This window comes from Pseudomonas sp. LB3P58 (genome assembly GCF_054897895.1).
In genome coordinates this window covers 6,571,875-6,593,337 of sequence record NZ_JBUBVE010000001.1, presented here as the reverse complement: position 1 = coordinate 6,593,337, position 21,463 = coordinate 6,571,875, and the positions used below count along the sequence as shown (strand labels likewise).

Genomic DNA, 21,463 nt, shown 5'->3' with positions numbered 1-21,463 from the left:
AATCCTCCCCTTTGTGTTCTGGAGACCTCACATGTCTGACTTCTCTGGCTTGCCGCTGGTCATCGAGCCGAGCGACTTGCTCGCCCGTCTCGACTCCCGCGAACTGATTCTGGTGGACCTGACCAGCAGCGCCCGCTATGCCGAAGGGCATATCCCTGGTGCGCGTTTTGTCGATCCGAAACGCACGCAACTCGGTCAGGCACCTGCGCCGGGACTGATGCCGCCGCAAGCGGCACTCGAAGCGTTGTTCGGTGAGCTGGGACACAACAAGGACGCGGTCTACGTGGTCTATGACGACGAAGGCGGCGGTTGGGCCGGGCGCTTTATCTGGCTGCTGGATGTCATCGGCCACAGCAAGTACCACTATGTCGACGGCGGCCTGAAGGCCTGGCTGGCAGAGGGCTTGCCCATGTCGATCCAGATCCCGGCTCCGGTCGGCGGCCCGGTTGCGTTGACCTTGCACGACGAACCCACTGCCACCCGCGAGTACCTGCAAAGCCGTCTCGGTGCCGCCGACCTGGCAATCTGGGACGCGCGTGGGCCGCTGGAGTACTCCGGCGAGAAAGTCCTGGCGGCCAAGGCCGGGCACATTCCCGGCGCGGTCAATTTCGAATGGACCGCGGGCATGGATCAGACGCGCAACCTGCGCATCCGCACCGACATGCCGCAGATCCTGGAAAAGCTCGGGATCAGCAAAGACAAAGAAGTGATTACCCACTGCCAGACTCACCATCGTTCTGGCTTCACCTATCTGGTGGCCAAATCCCTCGGTTATCCGCGGGTCAAAGGCTACGCCGGTTCCTGGGGCGAATGGGGCAACCACCCCGATACCCCCGTAGAGATTTAAGGTTTTTAAGGACAGTTAATGAATAAGCGTTTGTTTATCCTCAGCCAATACCTGCTGCCCCATCACCTGCTGTCGCGACTGGCCGGCTGCATTGCCGAATGCCGCGTGCGCTGGTTCAAAAACGCGTTTACCGCCTGGTTCGCCAAGCGTTATCAAGTGGACATGTCGCAGGCACTGGTCGAAGACCTGACGGCCTACGAGCACTTCAATGCGTTCTTCACTCGCGCCTTGAAGGACGGCGCTCGCCCGCTGGACCAGACGCCAGGCGCGATTCTCAGCCCGGCCGACGGCGCGGTCAGCCAACTTGGCCCGATCGAACACGGTCGCGTGTTCCAGGCCAAGGGCCACAGCTTCAGCGTGCTGGAATTGCTGGGCGGCGACGCTGCCAACGCAGCGCCGTTCATGGGCGGTGATTTCGCGACGATTTATCTGTCGCCGAAGGACTACCACCGCGTGCACATGCCGCTGGCTGGCACCCTGCGCGAGATGGTCTACATCCCGGGCCGGATCTTCTCGGTCAACCAGACCACTGCCGAAAACGTTCCGGAACTGTTCGCCCGCAATGAGCGTGTGGCATGCATTTTCGACACCGAGCGCGGTCCGATGGCCGTGGTGTTGGTGGGCGCGATGATCGTTGCGTCGATCGAAACCGTTTGGGCCGGGCTGGTCACGCCGCCAAAACGCGAGCTGAAAACCTTCCGCTACGACGAAGCTGCCCGTGCGCCGATCCATTTGGAGAAAGGTGCAGAACTGGGTCGGTTCAAACTGGGTTCGACCGCTGTCGTGCTGTTCGGGCCTGATCAAGTGAAGTGGGCTGAAGAGCTGTCGGCCGGTTCGCCGGTGCAGATGGGCCAGGGCATGGGTCTGGCAAAAGCCTGATCCCCTGATCCGACCCCGCGAACGTCTTCGCGGGGTCGGACATTTCGGTGGTGCCGTTACTCTATCTGTCCTCGGAAGCCGATCGGCCCTTCGTTGGCGTAGGTATTGGTGCCACTGAGGTTTTTCCCTCCATCGCCGGAGGTCACGCTCAACGCCACAACGTTCTGATTATCCCGGCCTCCGATGACCCATTTGCCACCCGGATGCCACGGGGCATCGTTGCCGCCCCACTGATTTTCAACGTTGTACTGGTTCTGGCCCGTGCGCTGAGCCTTGAAGCCAATGGGACCTTCACCCGCATACGTCATGGTGCCGGTGAAACTCTTCCCGCCATCGCCCGATTTGATCTCGATCGCGACAACGTTCTGGTTGTCCCGCGCGCCTAGCGTCCAGTCTCCGCCCGGATGCCAGGGTGCCGAACTACCGCCCCATTGATTTGCCACTACATATCTAGACATAAACTTCATCTCCTTGAAGTTACAAAGAGACCTGCCCTGCGTAGGCAGCAGGCCGTACGACTGTGCGTATCCAGTCGCACGACTGTCAGATTAGTAGTACGCCCGGAGGGCACTCGACTGACAGACAAACGGTATAAATCCATAGCTGCTACAGTCAGATCATTCACTGCCCATTTACCGCTTGGAGTTTTTCCACGGCATGGATGAGACCAGCCCCCACCTCCTGCTACGCGCGCCGATCCCGACGCAGTTGCGCCTGTCGTTCTGTGAAGCCACCCCGCGTGATCTCAAGCGCTGGATCGCCAATCTACCCAAAGCCAACATCGGCGAAACCGCTCGCCAGCTGTATCAAGGCCTGAGCGAACTCAACCAGCTGCTCACGCCCAGCGACAATCGCCTGCAATTGCTCGAACTGCTGCGGCCCGAGGTGTATTACGTCTGCAAACACCTTGAGCAGCATTTCCTGCATCAGTCGATTGTGCTCGACGAGCGTTCGCGCAAGATCGCCAACCTTTGCCAGGCACTGCAAAGTCACTTGGCCGTTGGCTATAAACAGATCGTCGTGCACATCACACCAAAGCTCAGCAAGGACCATGCGCCGCTACTGACCCAGGCGCTGCAACGGGCGATCCATTGCCTGAACGGGCCGCTGATTCGCGCCACCAAACTCTATTGCCCGGTGCCGGAGGGCCTGTGGCTGGAGCTGCATGAGCTATACCGGATCGCCTGTGCGCACCGGCTCCAGCACACGAGCCTGCGCGATGAGCTGGCCAGCCAGACGCAAAACCTGAGCATCGAACAGACTTACGTGGTCGCCTTGCTGCTGGGCGCCTCACGCTGCAACCAACTGCGCCAGCACCAGATTGCCCGGGTGGCCGAGGTGCTGGAGCCCTGGAGCCAATGGATCAAGCTGCAACCCGACAAACCGGCCACCGGGCTGTTTGCCGTCGCGCCAGACCTCGACACCGGACCGCGTTACCGCACCAAGTTCCGGGCCGAGCAGCAAGAGCGCTTATTGGGGATCGATCCGCAGCCGTTGGTCGCGGCGATTGAAGCTCATTTGCAAAAAAACGACAGTCCATCACCGCTGCCCGTGCCAGCAGAATTAAGCCTGGATACGTTGCAACACCTTCATGCCGCCTGGGGCCAGACTGCCGAGCGCAGTTTCCAGCGCACCGTCGGCCAAGGCACGCTGACCCTGTGCATAGGCATGAGCGCACTGCACTTTTATCTAGGTGGGCAACGCTCATTCAGCGACATCCTGAAAAACCCCGGCGCCCGGCCTGCACAGTTTTCGGTAACGTCAGTGGCCGGCCGGGAAAAGGACCAATGGCACCAGGCCTTCGACGCCGCTCCCCAAGGCAATGCAGACGCTTTATTGCCCTACGAAGAGATCGAATACCCGCAGCTTCAGAATGACGACAGCCACGAGGCATCCGACCGCAATCAGCACTTCCCGACCCATGTCCTGTCAGTGGTCAATCACAGCCCCGGCGGTTACTGCCTGGCCTGGCCCGGCGCTGTGCCGGCCGAGTTACAGGCGGGTGAGATGGTCGGTATCGAGGATTCTACCGGGCAGGGCTGGAGCATCGCGGTGGTGCGCTGGATCCGCCAGGTGCGCGGCGGTGGCACGCAGATGGGCGTCGAGCAGGTTGCGCCCTTCGCCGAGCCTTGCGGCCTGCAACTGGTGCGCACCCGTGATGACCACAGCCAATATTTACGCGGTCTTTTGCTACCGGAGATCAGCGCCATCGACCTGCCCGCCACGCTGCTTGCCCCGCGCCTGCCCTTTCAGGAAGGCAGCAAAGTGCTGATCAACACCAACGGCCAGGAACGCCGAGCCGGGCTGGATCGGCGAGTGGCGAGTACCAACAGCTTTAATCAGTTTGCTTATCGCTCGCTGGAGACCGCCAGAAACGACAACGCCGCGGTGAGCGGCGTGGTCAGTGCAGAGGAGGATTTTGATTCATTGTGGAAAACGCTTTAACCGGGGGCTACAAAAGCAAAAGATCGCAGCCTGCGGCAGCTCCTACAGGGAAACGCATATTCCTTTGTAGGAGCTGCCGCAGGCTGCGATCTTTTGATCTTTCTTAAAGTTGCCCGTCGCGATCCCGGAAGCCCAGCAGATACAGCACGCCATCCAGCCCCAAGGTGGAAATCGCCTGCTTCGCCGACTGCTTGACCAGCGGCTTGGCGCGGAACGCAACGCCCAACCCGGCAATCGCCAGCATCGGCAAATCGTTGGCGCCGTCGCCGACCGCAATGGTCTGCTCCAGACGCAAACCTTCCTTGTGCGCCAGCTCCTTCAGCAGATCCGCCTTGCGCTGCGCATCAACAATCGGCTCGACCGCCACACCGGTGACCTTGCCGTCGACCACTTCCAGTTCGTTGGCGAACACATAGTCGATGCCCAGCTTGGCCTGCAATTGCTTGGCGAAATAGGTAAAGCCGCCCGACAGGATGGCGGTTTTGTAGCCCAGACGCTTGAGCTCGGCGAACAGGGTTTCGGCACCTTCGGTCAGGCGCAGGGAGGTGCCGATGGAATCCAGTACGCTGACGTCCAGCCCTTTCAACAAGGCCAGGCGTTCCTTGAAGCTGGCGCGGAAGTCCAATTCGCCGGCCATCGCCCGCTCGGTGATCGCAGACACCTGATCGCCCACGCCGGCAGCCTTGGCCAGTTCGTCGATGACTTCGGCTTCGATCAGCGTCGAGTCCATGTCGAACACCGCCAGGCGACGGTTACGACGGAACAGCGAATCTTCCTGGAAGGCGATGTCGACGTTCAGTTCCTGCGCGACACTGAGGAATTCTGCCCGCAGCGCTTGCGGATCAGCCGCTTCACCACGAACGGAAAACTCGATGCAGCCCTTGCCCTGATCAGCCGGCGTGTCCAGCGGCATGCGCCCGGACAGACGATCGATGTGGTCGATGTTCAGGCCGTATTTGGCGGTGATCGAACTCACGGCCTGCAATTGCCCGGCGGTCACTTTGCGGGTCAGCAGGGTCACGATGTGGCGTTTCTTGCCCTGATTGCCGACCCACTGCTGGTAATCCTCTTCGGACACCGGCGTGAAACGCACCTGCTGATCGAGTTTGTAAGCCGTGAACAGGATGTCCTTGAGCACCGACTTGCCTTGCTCGGTGTCAGGAATTTCAACCAGGATGCCGAACGACAGGGTGTCGTGGATCACCGCCTGACCAATGTCGAGAATGTTCACACCACCCTGGGCCAGAACGCCGGTAATGGCCGCAGTCAGACCCGGACGGTCGACTCCCGTGATGTTTATCAGGACGATTTCGCGCAAGGCGCACCCCCGCAGGTGGAAAAAAACCGCATTCTACCCACATTCAGTGACCATCGGGCACCGTGAGCGCTTTGACGGTCTAGGGCCTGTCGCTATACTGCGCGTCAACTTCACGGACAAAAGAGCCGAGCTCAAGTGAACCGGCCCACGCCAGTAAAAACCGATAACTTCTTTCTGCTGATCTTCCGTGCACTGCGCCACCGCCGTGTACCGATTGCATTGCGCATCGCCAGCCATAACGTGATCCTGGTCGCTCTGGCCCTGGTGATCTATGCCTGCGTGATGGGTTTGCAGTTCAAGCAGGCCATGCACGAGCAGGCAGATGCCCTGGGCGAAAGCCTGACCACGCAGACTGCCACGTCCGCCACGGAGCTGTTGGTGTCCAACGACATCCTCAGCCTCAACGTGCTGCTCAACAACCTGACCAAAAACAAGCTGGTGGCTCACGCTGCCATCTACAGCGTGGATAACCGCATCCTCGCCGAAGCCGGTCAGCGCCCCAAGCATAGCCTGCTGGGCGAAGCCGAAGGCATGTACCAGAGCAAGATCACTTTCCAGGACGTGACCGCCGGGCAACTGCGCATCAGCCTGGACATGGATCAGTTCCAGCAGCCGATGACCATCAGCCTGCAAAGCATGGGCATTTTGAGTGCGATTCTGCTGGCGCTATCCCTGGCCTTGAGCCTGCGCCTGGGTCGGCACATCTCCACGCCGCTGCTGCAATTGCGGGTGTGGCTGCGCCATATCGACGAATACACCCCGGCCACCGAGCGTCAGGATGAGATCGGCGATCTGGCTCGCCAGCTGCACGCCGACTTCGCGCCAGAGCCCGCCGAGCCGGAACCCGCTCCTGAGCCTGAATACGACGAAAGCGACTACGAAGACGCGGACGATAACGAGCCAACCTTCGAAGTGCGCAATTTGCGTGACCCGAGTTTCGATGAATCCAAGCCTGTGGCCGGCCTCAAACCTGCGCCACGGCGCATTGTCAGCACCGTTGAAGACGATGATGACGACGATGCATTTGCCGACTTGCGTGATGAATCAGCGTCGACCGCGCCGAAACCGGTAGCAAAACCACAACCATCGAACGTGCCGCAGCACAGCGCGGTGCTGGCCGTGCAACTGGGCGCTCAGGATCAGCTGCGTCGTCTGCCCCGCACACGCCTGGAAGAACTGCTCAAACGCTATCGCGACTGCCTCGATCAGGCCGCCTCGCTCTACCAGAGCGAGCTGCACACCCTGAACGATGGCAGCACGCTGATGCTGTTCCACACCGAAGACAGCGGCGACGACTACCTGACCAACGCCATCTGCTGCGGTGAATTGTTGCGTGCCTTGGGCCATCAGTTGCAGATCGAAGTCGCTGACAGCGGCATCACTCTGCAATTGCAGTTGGGCCTGACACTGGGTGACGAACTGTTCGGCCTGAGCCAGATTGATCTGCTGCTGACCGAAACCGCTCAGGATGCGCTGGCCCTGTCGCAACACAGCCGCAATCTGTTGCTGGTGGAGCGCAAGATCGGTGACGACGCGCTGATCCGCCAACGCGCACGAATCCGACCGATCGCCAGCCCTGAGGGTGCGTGCTGTGTGGAGCGACTGATGGAGCCTTATCCATCGATGCTTGAGCGGCAACTGGCGCGGATGCATGAGCGTCGGGCGTAAATCTTAGCCCCGCAATAACGAAGCCCGCAGGTGATCACTCGCCTGCGGGCTTTTTGTTGCCTGTTTGGGCCTCATCGCGAGCAAGCTCGCTCCCACATTGGATCTGCGTTGCTCACAAATCCCCTGTGGGAGCGAGCCCGCTCGCGATGAGGCCTTCAGCAGCACCGAAGATCTCCAACCTGCAGAAACAACAAAGCCCGCATTAATGCGGGCTTTGTTCTTGGATCAATCCAGGCTTAGAACCTGAACACTTCCATATCGGTCCGGATCGGCGAAGCCATCGGGATCTTCGGCTGCTTTTCCGCTTCCGCCGCAGGTGCCGCCGGCTTGGCAGCCGGTTTTTTTGGCGCTTCGGCAATCGGTGGCTGATTAGCCAGCGGCTTGAGCGCCGTCGACAGTTGCTCGGCCAGACGCTGCAGCAACACACCCTGAGCCTGAACCTGAGCCGCCGTCCCGCCCGCATGTTGCTCTTGCAGGTGAATGATGCGGTTATCACGAACCTGGCCACGACGGTCGATCAGACGCCATTGCGCATCAAGGATCGCCGGTTGCGCCTCACCCGAGTCCAGGCGAGTAATCGTCAGAAGAACCTGCACATCCGGCGTGAAGCCCACTGTCGCTGGCGCCAGCACCACGCGCTGGCTGTCCAGATGACCGGCGACCTGACGCAGCAACAGCTGGTCGATATCCGACGAAAGGCTACCCGCCCAACGACCATCCACCGAAGCTTGCAGGCTGCCATCCGGCTGTCGCTGCAACAATGTTTCGCGTTGCAGATAATCGGCTACCGTTACCGGACCCAGCAATACAGCCATGCCCGCGCTTTGCGCAGGCTGAGCCGGACTTCCGCTGTCCAGCTGATACAGCGACACCGGTTGGTGAACGCTGCAACCCGCCAGGCCAAGAACGCCAGCGAGCATCAAAATAAAAGGAAGGCGCAGAGCAGTCATCGTCCCATCCAGGTGGTTGCCACAAGGCTAACCACAGTGAAAATACTCAATAAATGTGAAGAACGCTCGGCCACGCCGGCGCTTGAAAGGCCATATCATCCGTGAATATGCGTTCCGACTCCAGCGCCAAAGCGTCGATCTACGCGTTAAATCGTAGATCGAGCGCTCTAGGACGCTTAATTGAGGTTTTCGACGAGCAGCGCATCTACCCTCTGAAAGCCACGTGGCAATTTGTTACCACGACGTCCACGCTCACCTTTGTAGTGCTCGAGGTCGTCCGCTTTCAGTGACAAGGTACGTTTTCCGGCCTGCAGCACCAATGTGGCGCCATCCGGCAATACGGCGATGTCCGTGACATATTCTTCGCGACTGGCAACACGCTCACCGGAGATCCCGATGATCTTGTTGCCTTTGCCCTTACCTAATTGTGGCAGATCGCTGATTTTGAAGATCAGCAGGCGACCTTCGGTGGTCACCGAGGCCAGCCAGTTCTGCTCACGATCAGCCACTGGACGCGGCAGAATCACCTTGGCGTTGTTCGGCAGGCTCAACAGCGCCTTGCCCGCCTTGTTCTTGGCTTGCAGGTCTTCACCTTTTACCACGAAACCATAACCGGCGTCGGACGCGATCACGTACAGCGAATCGTCTTCCGGCATCAGCACGCATTCAAACGTCGCCCCTGGTGGCGGCGTCAGACGACCGGTCAGCGGTTCGCCCTGGCCACGGGCCGATGGCAGCGTGTGCGCAGCCACCGAATAGCTGCGACCGGTGGAATCGATAAACACCGCAAACTGGTTGGAGCGTCCGGGCGCCAAGGCCTTGAAACCATCCCCAGCCTTGTAGGAAAGCCCAGTGGCGTCGATTTCGTGCCCTTTGGCGGAGCGAACCCAGCCTTTTTCCGACAGAACGACGGTCACTTTCTCGTTTGGCAGCAGATCGTGCTCGGTCAGGGCCTTGGCTTCGGTGCGCTCGACGATTGGCGAACGACGGTCGTCGCCGTAGGTTTCGGCGTCCTTGATCAGCTCGGTGCGAACCAGTTTTTTCAGCTTGGCTTCGCTGCCCAGTAGGGCTTGCAGCTTGGCTTGTTCCTTGAGCAGTTCATCCTGCTCGGCACGCAGCTTCATTTCTTCCAGTCGCGCCAACTGACGCAAACGGGTGTCGAGAATGTAGTCAGCCTGGATTTCGCTCAGGGCGAAACGCTCGATCAGCGCGGCTTTCGGGTGCTCCTCGGTGCGGATGATGTGAATCACTTCATCCAGGTTGAGGTAAGCAATCAACAAACCGTCCAACAGGTGCAGGCGACGCTCGACCTTATCGAGGCGGAATTGCAGGCGGCGACGAACGGTCTGAACCCGGAACTCCAGCCACTCGACCAGCAGCGCGCGCAGGTTTTTCAGCTGCGGCTTGCCGTCGAGGCCGATGATGTTGATGTTGACCCGGTAGCTCGACTCCAGCTCGGTGCTGGCGAACAGGTGCTGCATCAGCGCGTCGTGATCAAAGTTTTTGCGTGCGCCCGGAATAATCACGATCCGGCACGGGTTTTCGTGGTCGGACTCGTCTCGCAGGTCAGCGATCTGCGGGGCTTTCGACGGTTTGGCCTGCATCATGGCCGCGATCTGTTCCAGCACCTTGGCGCCCGACACCTGATGCGGCAGCGCGGTGACGATGATGTCGCCGTCTTCGATGTGGTACACGGCGCGCATGCGCACCGAGCCCTTGCCGGTTTCGTAGATTTTCAGCAGGTCGGCGCGCGGCGTGATGATTTCCGCTTCGGTCGGGTAATCCGGGCCCTGGATGTGTTCACAGAGCTGTTCGACCGTGGCTTTCGGCTCATCGAGCAAACGCACGCACGCCGTAGCGACTTCGCGCAGGTTGTGCGGCGGTACGTCGGTGGCCATGCCCACGGCGATGCCGGTGGTGCCGTTGAGCAGGATGTTCGGCAAACGTGCCGGCAACACCAGCGGCTCGTCGAGGGTGCCGTCGAAGTTCGGGCCCCAGTCCGCGGTGCCCTGGCCCAGTTCGCTGAGCAGCACTTCGGAATAGCGCGACAGCCGCGCCTCGGTGTAACGCATGGCGGCGAAGGACTTGGGATCATCCGGCGCACCCCAGTTACCCTGGCCGTCGACCAGTGTGTAGCGGTAGCTGAACGGCTGGGCCATCAGGACCATGGCTTCGTAGCAGGCCGAGTCACCGTGCGGGTGGAACTTACCAAGCACGTCACCGACGGTACGCGCCGATTTCTTGTGCTTGGAATCGGCGTCCAGCCCCAACTCGCTCATCGCATAGATAATGCGCCGCTGTACCGGTTTCAGGCCGTCGCCGATATGCGGCAAGGCACGGTCCATGATCACGTACATGGAGTAGTTGAGGTAGGCATTTTCGGTGAAGTCAGCCAGTGACCGGCGTTCTACACCGTCCAGGCTGAGATCAAGGGAGTCGCTCATGCGGGCCTCATCGGTTCGTTGTCTGGCGCAGCAGCATGGTGCCACCGCGCTGGGTAAATTCAAGTTTGTTCAGCGCGCTCATTCCGAGCAGCACTTGTTTGCCATCCAGGCCTGGCACGACGAGGGCGCGCACATCACGCAACACAATGTCGCCCAGTTGCAGCCGGTCGATACGGGTTCGGTAACCCTGGGTGCGACCGTTGGCTGTGCTCAGGGTCACCCCGAAGCCTTTTTCCAGTTTTAGCTGTTCGGCCATTTCCGCCGGGATCGACACGTCGGTCGCCCCGGTATCGAGCATGAAATCCACCGGCTGGCCGTTGATCTGGCCGCTGGCGACGAAGTGGCCCTGCGTGTTGCTGGCCAGTTTCACTTCGATAAACCCTTCGCCCTGCTCAGAGCTGACGACGGTGTTGGGGTTCTGCTGACGCGCCTCCCACTGGCCGAAAAACCGCGTCGCCAGAAACAGCGCCGCGCACCACGCCAGCACCATCAACACTCGACCGGCGCGTTTGCCTGGCGGCTGCTGACTCATGGCTTGGCACTCCAGCCACCTTCAGGTGCGGCAAAGCGCCAGACGATCGGACGTTCCTCGCCATCGGCGCGGGCATCGTTGTTGTTGTCGGTGCCAATCCACGCGCCCTCGGCGTCAATAATCAACGCTTCGGTCAGGCCGTAAGGATTTGAATAGCGGCGATGCGCCTGCAAGGCTTCATTGGCAAACGACCAGCAGCGCTCGACCTTGGCCGTCACCGAATCACGGCGGCAGATCTGGTAAGCGTTGCGCTCAAGGGTAAACAGCTTGCCGTTGAACAGCGACAGGTCGGCAAAGTCTCGGGACACTGCTTTGGCTCGGGGAAACTGCGCCGGCTGCATTTCTTTCCCGGCTTCGCTCAGCAACACACAGCCACCATCGCAATCCCATACCGTTTGTTTGCGCTTGATCAACAACAAGCCACGGCTTTGACGCTCGGCGGCGAGCCACAATTGATCACCCGCCGGATTGACCGCCAAGCCTTCAAACAACGCATTGAAGTGCAGTAGCATGCCGCTGGCCCGCGCTTCGCGAATCAAAATCGGCGAAATCTTCAGCCAGGACGATGGCCCAACGGGTGGCACTTGCAGAATCGCGGCATGGGATTCGCTGACGATGTAGCGATTACCGGCGCTGTCGCAGGTAATGCCTTCAAAATCCAGATCCCCGCCACGGACAAACGACGCCACCCAGGTTCGCGCACGCAAGCCCCAGGGCAAACCGCTGTCTGGCACCGGTGGTACGCCGATGCCCACGGTTTCGGCTTGCCATACCCTGTCGCGGGTATCGAGCCGGTAAATCTGATCGTCGTCGCGATCGGACACCGTCCACATATCCTTGCCACACTGGGCCAGCCCTGACAGGTTGCCGCCGCGCATACCGTCAACGGGATGCTCGGACAACAGGCGCAGTTCCGGCACCGGTTCGGCAAACACCGAAATCGAGGTCAGAAGTAACGCACACGCCAGGGCAAAGCCAACCCGCATCAGCCAAGAACCTCGGCCAGGTTGCCTTTGGATTCCAGCCAGGATTTGCGGTCACCGGCGCGTTTCTTCGCCAGCAGCATGTCCATCATTTCCGAGGTCGCTTCAAAATCGTCAAGCGTCAGCTGCACCAGACGCCGAGTGTTCGGGTCCATGGTGGTTTCGCGCAGCTGCGGCGGGTTCATTTCACCCAGACCTTTGAATCGTGTGACCTGCGGCTTGCCGCGTTTCTTCTCGGCCACCAGACGATCGAGGATGCCATCGCGCTCGGCTTCGTCCAGGGCGTAGTAAATCTCTTTGCCCAGGTCGATACGGTACAGCGGCGGCATCGCGACGTAGACGTGACCGGCATCCACCAACGGGCGGAAATGCTGGACGAACAACGCGCACAGCAAGGTGGCGATGTGCAGACCGTCGGAGTCGGCGTCGGCGAGGATGCAGATCTTGCCGTAACGCAGCTGAGCGATGTCCGCCGAGCCCGGATCGACACCGATGGCCACGGCGATGTTGTGCACTTCCTGGCTGGCCAGCACTTCGCTGCCGTCGACTTCCCAGGTGTTCAGAATCTTGCCGCGCAACGGCAGGATCGCTTGAAATTCTTTATCCCGCGCCTGCTTGGCCGAACCACCGGCGGAATCACCTTCCACCAGGAACAGCTCGGAACGCATCGGGTCCTGCCCGGCGCAGTCGGCGAGTTTGCCCGGCAGCGCCGGCCCCGCGGTGATGCGCTTGCGCTCGACCTTCTTGCTGGCCTTCAGACGACGGCCGGCATTGTTGATCGCCAGTTCCGCCAGCAACATGCCGGTTTCCGGGTTGGCGTTGAGCCACAGGCTGAAGGCATCTTTGACCACACCGGAAACGAACGCGGCCGCTTCACGGGACGACAGACGCTCTTTGGTCTGGCCGGAGAATTGCGGCTCTTGCATCTTCATCGACAGAACGAAGGCGATGCGCTCCCAGACGTCTTCCGGCGCCAGTTTCACGCCACGAGGCAGCAGGCTGCGGAACTCGCAGAATTCGCGCATCGCGTCTAGCAAGCCCTGACGCAGACCGTTGACGTGGGTACCGCCCTGCGCCGTGGGGATCAGGTTGACGTAGCTTTCCTGCACGCTGTCGCCACCTTCCGGCAACCACAGCAGCGCCCAATCGACCGCTTCTTTGTTACCGGCCAGGCTGCCGCAAAACGGCTCGTCCGGCAGACGCTCGAATCCGTTGACCGCGTCCACCAGATAGGAGCGCAGGCCGTCTTCGTAATGCCATTCGACTTTCTCGCCGGTGGCCTTGTCTTCAAAACTGACCAGCAGCCCCGGGCACAGAACGGCCTTGGCCTTGAGTACGTGCTTGAGGCGGCTGATGGAGAATTTCGGCGAATCGAAGTATTTCGGGTCCGGCGCGAAGAATACGCTGGTACCGGTGTTGCGCTTGCCGACGGTACCAATGATTTCCAGCTCGGTTTTCTTGTAACCGTCGGCGAAGGTCATCTGGTATTCGTTGCCGTCACGCTTTACGCGCACCCGGACTTCGTTCGACAAGGCGTTGACCACGGAAATACCCACCCCGTGCAGACCGCCGGAGAACTGGTAGTTCTTGTTGGAAAACTTGCCGCCTGCGTGGAGCTTGGTGAGGATCAGCTCGACGCCCGACACGCCTTCTTCGGCGTGGATATCCACCGGCATGCCACGGCCGTCATCGCTGACTTCCAGGGAGTGATCGGCGTGCAGGATGACCTGCACCGAGGTCGCATGCCCGGCCAAGGCTTCGTCGACGCTGTTGTCGATGACTTCTTGGGCGAGGTGGTTCGGCCGACTGGTGTCGGTGTACATGCCGGGGCGTTTGCGCACCGGGTCGAGGCCCGAGAGGACTTCGATGGCGTCTGCGTTATAAGAGCTAGCGCTGGGAGTGGCCATGGGGTCTCGTCGTCAAATGTTCTGTGAAATAGAGGCGACGACTCACAGTGCAGTGAAATCGATCGCCTGATACAAATCTGCGCCGATGCCGGCAAAACTCAGCATTGCCGGCAATTGCTCGGCAAAACCCTGGAAACTATGGTCGCCGCCGGCCTGGATGCGCAAGGCACAGGCCCGGTAATACTGCTGGGCGAGGCGATAGTCCAGCGTTTCGTCGCCGGTCTGCAACCACACCTGATACCGCTGCGGATCCTGGGGCGCCGGCACTTCCAGCTCGGCCAGGGCCATCACGTGGTCGTGGGTCAATTCCCAGGCCTCATCGGTATACAGGTTTTTCTGCGTCCCCAGATACCCGTCGAACATCCGGTGCGGACTGACGGCAGGGTTGATCAACAGGGCCTTGAGGCCATGGCGCTCGGCCAAGTGAGTCGCATAGTAGCCGCCGAGTGAGCTGCCGACCAGCAGTGGCCGCCCAAGCTCCTCAATCGCCTTGTTTAGCTGACCGATGGCCTCGCGCGGGTGGTGATGCAAGGCTGGAACGCGCAGTTGATCGCTCAAGCCCAGACGTTCCATTACTTGTACCAACTGCGTGGCCTTTTTAGACGAAGGCGCGCTGTTGAAACCGTGGATATAAAGGATCGAACCAGACATTTGAGCTCCCTGTGCGTCGGGTAAAGAGGCGCAGTTTACAGGGTGTCGGGGGAATCCGCAGGATTCAGGTTGCCTGAGCCGCCGCCATCGCGAGCAAGCTCGCTCCCACAGGGGTATGCATTCCAATGTGGGAGCGAGCTTGCTCGCGATGGCCGCACCTCGGTCTTTGGAAATGCCAAAAAATCAGTAACCGTTGGAGCCGTAATCGACCTGAAAGTCGAACCCGGTAACACGTTCCACGCCGGTTTCGAGCCGGCCATCCGGCAAAAGTCGCAACCACCGATACCCCGGCGCCTGGTCACTGACCTTGAAATCATCACTGCCCGGTTCGAACTGAATACACGTCGAAGGCGAGGCAATCAGCCGCACACCCTTGCGATCCTGGTCGATCTCTTGATGCACATGCCCCCATAAAACAGCGCGCACCTGCGGAAACCGATCCAGCACGGCAAACAAAGCGTCTGGATTGCGCAATCCAATCGGCTCCATCCACGCACACCCGATCGACACCGGATGATGGTGAAAACACACCAGATGATGGCGCTCCGGCGCCTCACTCAACGAACGGGCCAGCAACTGTAGCTGCTCATCTTGCAAATACCCCGGCACCGAACCCGGTACGGCCGAATCGAGCAACGTGATGCGCCAGTTACCGACATCCACCACCGGCTCCAGCAACGCACTCTGCACGGCGGCCTCCGCCATGATCAGCGGCTCATCATGATTACCGGGAATCCAGCGCGCTGGCGCATCGAGCTGCCGCGTCAGGTCGCGAAACTGCTGATAGGACTCCAGCGTCCCGTCCTGAGAAAGATCGCCACTGGCAATAATCAGGTCGATCTGCGGCTGCTGAAGCCGCACCAGCTCAATGACTTTTTGCAGGCTGTCACGGGTATTCATGCCCAACAACGTCCCGTCCGTTTCGGCAAACAGATGACTGTCGGAAAGTTGCACCAGCAACGCCGAATCGGCGGTGGTCAATGTGGATACGCTCGGCAAGGCGTTCTCCCAGGGCTGAATCACGGGATGGATGAGTGCCGCAATTATGCTGGGGGATGATCAAAAGGGGAAACGTGTGAACCTGACGCAGTTCACATCTACCGCACAACCGCGTACTCATGCCCGCAGGCCAGGCAATGGCTCAGCCACTCGCCCAGAAACATATTCAGCTGGGCCTTTTCGTCCGGCTGATGCATTGAGGCATTCGGGTAAGGATAGATGCCGCGAAAGCGTCGCGCATGTTCGGCGCTGACGACTTCGGCCATGCACGCGTCGTGATAGACCTGAACTTCCAGTTGCGGCACCGGCAGCCACGGCAGGCTGTGTTCCTGGCGCACTTGCAGGGTCGTGGTATACGGACAGACCTGCAGCACTTCGAGGGCCAGCACGCCGAGCATCTGGTCGCCGTGGGTCACGGCAATGCGCCGCGCCTCCGGCTCGTTGCGCATGTCTGGCAACAGTCGCATCAGGCGCGCGTAGTTGGCCTCGCAGGAGGCTTGCAGCCCCACGAGGTCGACCCGATAGCGATCGCGCAGTTTGTTTACGACCATAACCCCCTCACTTCAGCGCGGTTCAAAGCTAGCCATTGCAAGGCAATGATGCTGGCCGCGTTGGCAATTCGTCCGTCGCGTACAGCCTGCAGGGCATCTTCGAACGCCCAGACCGTGACGCGGATATCTTCTGCTTCTTCCTCCAGCCCATGCAGGCCGCCGACGCCGGTGCTGTCGCAACGCCCCAGGTACAAGTGCACAAATTCATTGCTGCCGCCCGGCGATGGAAAATATTTGGTCATCGGCCAGAGCGCCCCGAACACAAGCCCAGCTTCCTCCTGCGCTTCGCGGTGAGCAACTTCTTCCGGCACTTCATCCTTGTCGATCAGACCGGCGACCAGTTCGATCAGCCAAGGATTGTCAGTCTTGCCCATGGCGCCGACGCGAAACTGCTCGATCAACACCACTTCGTCGCGCTGCGGATCGTACGGCAACACGCACACCGCATCGTGGCGAACAAACACTTCACGATTGATCTCGCGACTCATGCCACCGGCGAACAATTCGTGACGCAAGTGCACACGATCGAGCTTGTAGAAGCCCTCGTAGCACCTTTCGCGCCGAACGATATCAACGGCGGTCGGAATGGCGTTGGCAAAATCAGTCATGACTATCCTCTTTACTGCAAATCCGTTATGAGGCTCCTTTTTGTTACTTGCAACCTCGACTTCGCGCCATCCTAACGCGCCCGCGACCTTTGATGCAGCCCCTTTACAGTCAGCGGGATAGACGGTGAGGGTGAAACCAACTCTAATTAGCTTAGTGGCGAACTGACTGCTTCGTTGAGAGTCGAAGCGGATAACTTTTTGCCTTTCCCTGTTTTATGAAGGACGCCCATGTCGCTTTTTAAAATCGCCTCCGTGGCTGTAATCGCCCTGACCCTGGGCGCGTGCCAGAGTTTGTTCCAGCCCAACTACCGGACGCCGCTGGAAACTACCCGCGATGCATCCGAACAGCTGAAACCGGGTTGCACAACACCTGACTGCCCGCTGGTGAACATCGATACGCTGCGCTTCCCGGCCGAACCGCAATTGGACGGCATCATCGAAAAACGCCTGCTGCAAATGACCCGCACTTCGCCCGACGCCCCGGTGGCGCCGACGCTGGCAGCGTATCGCGAGCAGTTTTTGAGCAGTGCCGGCCCGCGTTACAGCAGTTATCTGCAAGCCAAGGTACGTGAGCAGCATGACGGCTTGGTGATCGTTGAATTCTCCAGCTACCTGGACACCGGCGGCGACCATGGCACGCCGGGCCGCAGCTTCATCAACTATTCGCGCCAGCAACACAAAGTGCTGACACTGTCGGACATGTTGGTGCCGGGGCAGGAAGAGGCGTTCTGGAAAGCCGCGCAAGTCGCGCACAACAGCTGGCTGATCAGCACCAAGCTCGATCAGGAACCGGAGTTCGTGAAGCAGTGGCCGTTCCAGAAAACCCCGAACGTGGCGCTGACGTACGGCGGGGTGATCCTCAAGTACGAAGTGAGCACCATCGCGCCTTACGCGCTGGGTCACGTCGAACTGAAGATCCCTTACCCTCGCCTGAACGGCATTCTCAAGCCCGAGCTGTTTCCTGGCCGTAACTGAAGGCCCGACCCAGCACGAGTTGCAGCAGCCCTGCCAGAATCAGTGACGGCAGGGTTGCGCCGATGTCCGGATACAGATTAGCCAGCAAATGATAGGTGCTCACCCCGCCCAACCAGGCGAGCAACGCCGGCCAGCGCAATGCGGCTGACGCCATGCGAGCACCGCGTTTGCGCAGGATGAAGTGATCCACCAGCACCACGCCGAACAGCGGCGCAAACACCGAACCGATCAACAGCAGGAAGTTCTGGTACTGAGCCAATGGCGCCAGACACGCGATCAGTGTGCAGATCACACCGATGGCCAGCGCCAGATGTTCGACCTTCATGCGCAGCAGAATCCCGCTGGAAACGGCCGCCGAGTGAATGTCGGCGAAAGCATTTTCCGACTCGTCCAACAGGATCAGCAGCAGCGGAATCCCGAGGCCAGCACCCGCCAATGCCAACAGCAAGGCATTCACTTCACCGCTCGGCGCAAACGCCAGGGTATAGGCCACGCCCAGGCTCATCAGCCAGAAGTTACCGATAAAGAAACCCACTGCCGTGCCGCCAAACACATTTTTCGCACGCTTGCCGAAACGCGAGTAGTCGGCAATCAGCGGCAACCACGAAAGCGGCATGGCGATGGCAATGTCGAAGCCCACGGCGAACGGCATCGAACCATCACCGGCCTGCGCCCACAACGCCGCCAGATCGGCTTTGGCAAACAGGTTCCAGGTCAGCCAGATGCACGCGGCCAGCAGCAACCAGATGCCCCACTTGCGCAGGATCTGACGGACGAATGTCAGCGGACCACTGACGGCCAGCAAGGTCGCCAAACCACCAAAGAACACGGTCCACAACAGTGGATTGGACAGCAGACTGCCTTCGCTGAACGCCCGCGCGCCGAGCAGGCTGGCGGCGTCGCGCATGACGATGATTTCGAACGAGCCCCAACCGATCAGTTGCAGCAGGTTCAGCACGGCCGGCAGGCTCGCGCCTTTTGCACCGAGGCTGAGTTTGAGCGCGGCCATCGACGACAGTCCGGTGTCGCTGCCGATCACGCCGACGGCGGCCAGCAGCAAAACGCCGACCAGGGTGCCGAGGAAGATTGCCAGCAACGAGCCGGACAGGCCCAGACCTGGCGCGAGCAGAGCGCCGGTCTGCAGGACCATCAGGCCGATGCCGAGGGAGAACCACAGGGAAAACAGATCGCGGCCGCCGAAGACACGTTTGTCGATCGGAACCGCAGAATCCGGGGAGTAAGTGCTGGGTTGAATGCTCAAGGGTGTTATCTCAGAGGGACATTTGTTGTTCTTTTGATCGCTATCGCCAGCAGGCTGGCTCCCACAGGGGACTTGTGAACACCACAAATCCAGTGTGGGAGCCAGCCTGCTGGCGATGGGGCCCTTTCAGGCCCCGCCTTTTCAGGTCAGATCAAACCTTCTTGTACAGCTGACTGCCTTCCTGCTTGAACCGCTCGGCCTGGTCCGCCAATCCCTGGGCGACTTCGGCGTCGACGGTTTCGATGCGCTGGTTGGCCGCGTATTCGCGGACTTCCTGGGTGATCTTCATCGAACAGAATTTCGGCCCGCACATGGAGCAAAAGTGCGCGACCTTGGCCGAATCCTTCGGCAGGGTCTCATCGTGATACGAACGAGCCGTGTCCGGATCAAGGCCCAGGTTGAACTGGTCTTCCCAACGGAATTCGAAACGCGCCTTGCTCAAGGCATTGTCGCGGATCTGCGCGCCCGGATGCCCTTTTGCCAGATCGGCGGCATGTGCGGCGATCTTGTAGGTGATGATCCCGGTCTTCACGTCATCCTTGTTCGGCAGACCCAAGTGTTCCTTCGGCGTCACGTAGCACAGCATCGCGCAACCGAACCAGCCGATCATCGCCGCACCAATACCCGAGGTGATGTGGTCGTAGCCTGGCGCGATGTCAGTGGTCAGCGGACCTAGGGTGTAGAACGGCGCCTCGTCGCAGCACTCAAGCTGCTTGTCCATGTTCTCTTTGATCAACTGCATCGGCACGTGGCCCGGGCCTTCGATCATGCACTGCACATCGTGCTTCCAGGCGATCTTGGTCAGCTCGCCGAGGGTTTCCAGCTCACCGAATTGTGCCGCGTCGTTGGCGTCGGCAATCGAGCCCGGACGCAGGCCATCGCCCAGCGAGAAGCTGACGTCGTAGGCCTTCATGATTTCGCAGATGTCTTCGAAATGGGTGTAGAGGAAGTTCTCTTTGTGGTGCGCCAGGCACCACTTGGCCATGATCGAGCCGCCACGGGAGACGATTCCGGTCACGCGTTTGGCGGTCAGCGGCACGTAGCGCAGCAGCACGCCGGCGTGGATGGTGAAGTAGTCGACGCCCTGCTCGGCCTGTTCGATCAGCGTGTCGCGGAACAGCTCCCAGGTCAGGTCTTCGGCCGCGCCGCCGACTTTTTCCAGGGCCTGATAAATCGGCACCGTACCGATCGGCACCGGCGAGTTACGGATGATCCACTCGCGGGTTTCGTGAATGTGTTTGCCGGTGGACAGGTCCATGACCGTGTCCGAACCCCAGCGAATGCCCCAGGTCAGTTTCGCCACTTCTTCTTCGATGGACGAACCCAAAGCGCTGTTGCCGATGTTGCCGTTGATCTTCACCAGGAAGTTACGGCCGATGATCATCGGTTCCAGTTCGGTGTGGTTGATGTTGGCCGGAATGATCGCGCGACCGCGGGCGATCTCGTCACGGACGAATTCGGGGGTGATGATTTTCGGTACGCTGGCACCGAAGCTGTGACCGGCGTGTTGCTGGTCCAGCAGCCCAGCGGCACGTGCCACTTCAAGCTTCATGTTTTCGCGGATGGCGACGTATTCCATCTCGGCGGTGATGATGCCTTTGCGGGCGTAGTGCATCTGGCTGACGTTGGCACCGGCCTTGGCGCGGCGCGGGTTGTTCACGTGAGCGAAACGCAGCTTGGTCAGCTCGGCATCGGCGAGGCGTTCCTGGCCGAAGTTGGAACTCAGACCCGGCAGACGCTCGGTGTCACCACGGGATTCGATCCACGGCGAACGCACATCGGCCAGGCCTTTGCGCACGTCGATGATGACGTTGGGGTCGGTGTAAGGGCCCGAGGTGTCGTACACAACGACAGGCGCGTTGATCTCGCCGCCGAAGTCGGTCGGGGTCACATCAAGGCTGATTTCGCGCATCGGCACGAGGATGTCCGGGCGAGAGCCCTGAACATAGATTTTTTGCGAGCGGGTAAACGGCTGAACCGATTGCTGATCGACTTGGGCCGAATCACTCAGGTTCGTAGTGTTTTTTAGTTTTATCGTCATCACGGGCTCTCCGAACACATCCAGGCAGTGGATTTTTTGTCGGAGCGAACCTGTAAACGAATGGACGCACGGGCGCTGGGAAAACCAGCTGTGCTGTGCTCAGTGCTCGAGGGGTGTTCGATTGTCGAACAACATCCCGGACGAAGCACAAGAGGACTCGCCGGGTGACGAGAAATCTTGTTCCCTACGCAGGCGCTAACCTGATCAGGTTCAACGGGATCCGAAATTATTCGATCTCAGCCTCATAGCAAGGCACCCCGACAAGAACCCGGCCAGTCTAGACACAACTGGCAAAGAACGCCAACACCGCAGTAAACACCATGATGAATGGCGTAATTACAGGATTGTTGCGGTCGTTGCGCACAACTACACTCGCCATGCCATGCTGCGCCTTGACGCTGTAT

General features: G+C 60.1%; 18 protein-coding genes and 1 riboswitch. Of the genes, 5 read left to right on the top strand and 13 right to left on the bottom strand.

From position 1 onward, the window contains the following. The first annotated feature begins 31 nt into the window (after nt 1-31). Nucleotides 32-847 carry a rhodanese-like domain-containing protein gene (locus ACYZTZ_RS30640; protein ID WP_462000595.1) on the top strand — a complete coding sequence of 272 codons (816 nt, stop codon included), beginning with the start codon at nt 32-34 and terminating at the stop codon, nt 845-847. 18 nt (nt 848-865) lie between these two features. Next, complete coding sequence (gene asd, locus ACYZTZ_RS30635; RefSeq protein WP_462000594.1) at nt 866-1,726, top strand: archaetidylserine decarboxylase; 861 nt, start codon at nt 866-868, stop codon at nt 1,724-1,726. Between the two features lie 56 nt (nt 1,727-1,782). Here asd and ACYZTZ_RS30630 read toward each other — a convergent pair whose 3' ends face one another. After that, entirely contained in the window at nt 1,783-2,184 is a 402-nt protein-coding gene (locus ACYZTZ_RS30630) for a lectin OAA family protein (protein WP_462000593.1), read from the bottom strand. Between the two features lie 199 nt (nt 2,185-2,383). On the opposite strand from ACYZTZ_RS30630, the gene ACYZTZ_RS30625 reads away from it, so the two are divergent. Next, entirely contained in the window at nt 2,384-4,171 is a 1,788-nt protein-coding gene (locus tag ACYZTZ_RS30625; RefSeq protein ID WP_462000592.1) for a molecular chaperone, read from the top strand. Between the two features lie 103 nt (nt 4,172-4,274). On the opposite strand, the gene serB is transcribed toward ACYZTZ_RS30625, so the two are convergent. Beyond that, nucleotides 4,275-5,489, bottom strand: coding sequence for a phosphoserine phosphatase SerB (gene serB, locus ACYZTZ_RS30620; protein ID WP_462000591.1), 1,215 nt, complete (start codon nt 5,487-5,489; stop codon nt 4,275-4,277). Between the two features lie 135 nt (nt 5,490-5,624). Between serB and ACYZTZ_RS30615 the strand changes: the two genes are divergently transcribed. Further along, entirely contained in the window at nt 5,625-7,157 is a 1,533-nt protein-coding gene (locus ACYZTZ_RS30615; RefSeq protein ID WP_462000590.1) for an AhpA/YtjB family protein, read from the top strand. A 236-nt stretch (nt 7,158-7,393) separates the two neighbouring features. On the opposite strand, the gene ACYZTZ_RS30610 is transcribed toward ACYZTZ_RS30615, so the two are convergent. The 9 genes from ACYZTZ_RS30610 to ACYZTZ_RS30570 form a co-directional block, all read right to left on the bottom strand. Then, nucleotides 7,394-8,107 carry a PqiC family protein gene (locus ACYZTZ_RS30610; protein WP_462000589.1) on the bottom strand — a complete coding sequence of 238 codons (714 nt, stop codon included), beginning with the start codon at nt 8,105-8,107 and terminating at the stop codon, nt 7,394-7,396. 176 nt (nt 8,108-8,283) lie between these two features. Beyond that, nucleotides 8,284-10,551 (bottom strand): DNA topoisomerase IV subunit A, encoded by a 2,268-nt coding sequence (gene parC / locus ACYZTZ_RS30605; RefSeq protein ID WP_056746404.1) that lies wholly within the window; start codon nt 10,549-10,551, stop codon nt 8,284-8,286. A gap of 7 nt (nt 10,552-10,558) precedes the next feature. Continuing rightward, nucleotides 10,559-11,083: a retropepsin-like aspartic protease family protein gene (locus tag ACYZTZ_RS30600; protein WP_056746406.1), complete on the bottom strand. Its 525-nt coding sequence runs from the start codon at nt 11,081-11,083 to the stop codon at nt 10,559-10,561. Continuing rightward, a complete protein-coding gene (locus ACYZTZ_RS30595; protein ID WP_462000588.1) occupies nt 11,080-12,069 on the bottom strand; it encodes an esterase-like activity of phytase family protein in 990 nt (329 codons plus the stop codon). Before ACYZTZ_RS30595 ends, ACYZTZ_RS30600 begins: the two co-directional genes overlap by 4 nt. Next, nucleotides 12,069-13,973, bottom strand: a complete 1,905-nt coding sequence (gene parE / locus ACYZTZ_RS30590; protein ID WP_046045699.1) for a DNA topoisomerase IV subunit B — start codon at nt 13,971-13,973, stop codon at nt 12,069-12,071. The genes ACYZTZ_RS30595 and parE overlap by 1 nt, the downstream gene beginning before the upstream one ends. 42 nt (nt 13,974-14,015) lie before the next feature. Further along, a complete protein-coding gene (locus tag ACYZTZ_RS30585; protein ID WP_462000587.1) occupies nt 14,016-14,624 on the bottom strand; it encodes a YqiA/YcfP family alpha/beta fold hydrolase in 609 nt (202 codons plus the stop codon). Between the two features lie 183 nt (nt 14,625-14,807). Then, nucleotides 14,808-15,623 (bottom strand): 3',5'-cyclic-AMP phosphodiesterase, encoded by an 816-nt coding sequence (gene cpdA, locus ACYZTZ_RS30580; protein WP_462000586.1) that lies wholly within the window; start codon nt 15,621-15,623, stop codon nt 14,808-14,810. 98 nt (nt 15,624-15,721) lie between these two features. Continuing rightward, nucleotides 15,722-16,174 (bottom strand): DUF1249 domain-containing protein, encoded by a 453-nt coding sequence (locus ACYZTZ_RS30575; protein WP_008153350.1) that lies wholly within the window; start codon nt 16,172-16,174, stop codon nt 15,722-15,724. Continuing rightward, the gene (locus ACYZTZ_RS30570; RefSeq protein WP_149630063.1) at nt 16,165-16,782 is read right to left on the bottom strand and encodes an NUDIX domain-containing protein; all 618 of its coding nucleotides are present in this window, start codon (nt 16,780-16,782) and stop codon (nt 16,165-16,167) included. The genes ACYZTZ_RS30575 and ACYZTZ_RS30570 overlap by 10 nt, the downstream gene beginning before the upstream one ends. A gap of 228 nt (nt 16,783-17,010) precedes the next feature. Between ACYZTZ_RS30570 and ACYZTZ_RS30565 the strand changes: the two genes are divergently transcribed. Beyond that, nucleotides 17,011-17,757: an RsiV family protein gene (locus tag ACYZTZ_RS30565; RefSeq protein ID WP_462000585.1), complete on the top strand. Its 747-nt coding sequence runs from the start codon at nt 17,011-17,013 to the stop codon at nt 17,755-17,757. Here the strand turns inward: ACYZTZ_RS30565 and cytX are convergent. Next, entirely contained in the window at nt 17,726-19,018 is a 1,293-nt protein-coding gene (gene cytX / locus ACYZTZ_RS30560; protein ID WP_462000584.1) for a putative hydroxymethylpyrimidine transporter CytX, read from the bottom strand. The genes ACYZTZ_RS30565 and cytX overlap by 32 nt on opposite strands. 151 nt (nt 19,019-19,169) lie before the next feature. Continuing rightward, the gene (thiC, locus tag ACYZTZ_RS30555; RefSeq protein WP_054053301.1) at nt 19,170-21,059 is read right to left on the bottom strand and encodes a phosphomethylpyrimidine synthase ThiC; all 1,890 of its coding nucleotides are present in this window, start codon (nt 21,057-21,059) and stop codon (nt 19,170-19,172) included. A 164-nt stretch (nt 21,060-21,223) separates the two neighbouring features. Continuing rightward, nucleotides 21,224-21,329: riboswitch (TPP riboswitch) on the bottom strand. Nucleotides 21,330-21,463: the final 134 nt, after the last annotated feature.

Bases quoted from the DNA above. Each gene is read 5' to 3' on its own strand.
- ACYZTZ_RS30640 (WP_462000595.1), top strand. From the start codon at position 32: ATGTCTGACTTCTCTGGCTTGCCGCTGGTCATCGAGCCGAGCGACTTG.
- asd (WP_462000594.1), top strand. From the start codon at position 866: ATGAATAAGCGTTTGTTTATCCTCAGCCAATACCTGCTGCCCCATCAC.
- ACYZTZ_RS30630 (WP_462000593.1), bottom strand. From the start codon at position 2,184: ATGTCTAGATATGTAGTGGCAAATCAATGGGGCGGTAGTTCGGCACCC.
- ACYZTZ_RS30625 (WP_462000592.1), top strand. From the start codon at position 2,384: ATGGATGAGACCAGCCCCCACCTCCTGCTACGCGCGCCGATCCCGACG.
- ACYZTZ_RS30610 (WP_462000589.1), bottom strand. From the start codon at position 8,107: ATGACTGCTCTGCGCCTTCCTTTTATTTTGATGCTCGCTGGCGTTCTT.
- parC (WP_056746404.1), bottom strand. From the start codon at position 10,551: ATGAGCGACTCCCTTGATCTCAGCCTGGACGGTGTAGAACGCCGGTCA.
- ACYZTZ_RS30600 (WP_056746406.1), bottom strand. From the start codon at position 11,083: ATGAGTCAGCAGCCGCCAGGCAAACGCGCCGGTCGAGTGTTGATGGTG.
- ACYZTZ_RS30595 (WP_462000588.1), bottom strand. From the start codon at position 12,069: ATGCGGGTTGGCTTTGCCCTGGCGTGTGCGTTACTTCTGACCTCGATT.
- parE (WP_046045699.1), bottom strand. From the start codon at position 13,973: ATGGCCACTCCCAGCGCTAGCTCTTATAACGCAGACGCCATCGAAGTC.
- ACYZTZ_RS30585 (WP_462000587.1), bottom strand. From the start codon at position 14,624: ATGTCTGGTTCGATCCTTTATATCCACGGTTTCAACAGCGCGCCTTCG.
- ACYZTZ_RS30575 (WP_008153350.1), bottom strand. From the start codon at position 16,174: ATGGTCGTAAACAAACTGCGCGATCGCTATCGGGTCGACCTCGTGGGG.
- ACYZTZ_RS30570 (WP_149630063.1), bottom strand. From the start codon at position 16,782: ATGACTGATTTTGCCAACGCCATTCCGACCGCCGTTGATATCGTTCGG.
- ACYZTZ_RS30565 (WP_462000585.1), top strand. From the start codon at position 17,011: ATGTCGCTTTTTAAAATCGCCTCCGTGGCTGTAATCGCCCTGACCCTG.
- thiC (WP_054053301.1), bottom strand. From the start codon at position 21,059: ATGACGATAAAACTAAAAAACACTACGAACCTGAGTGATTCGGCCCAA.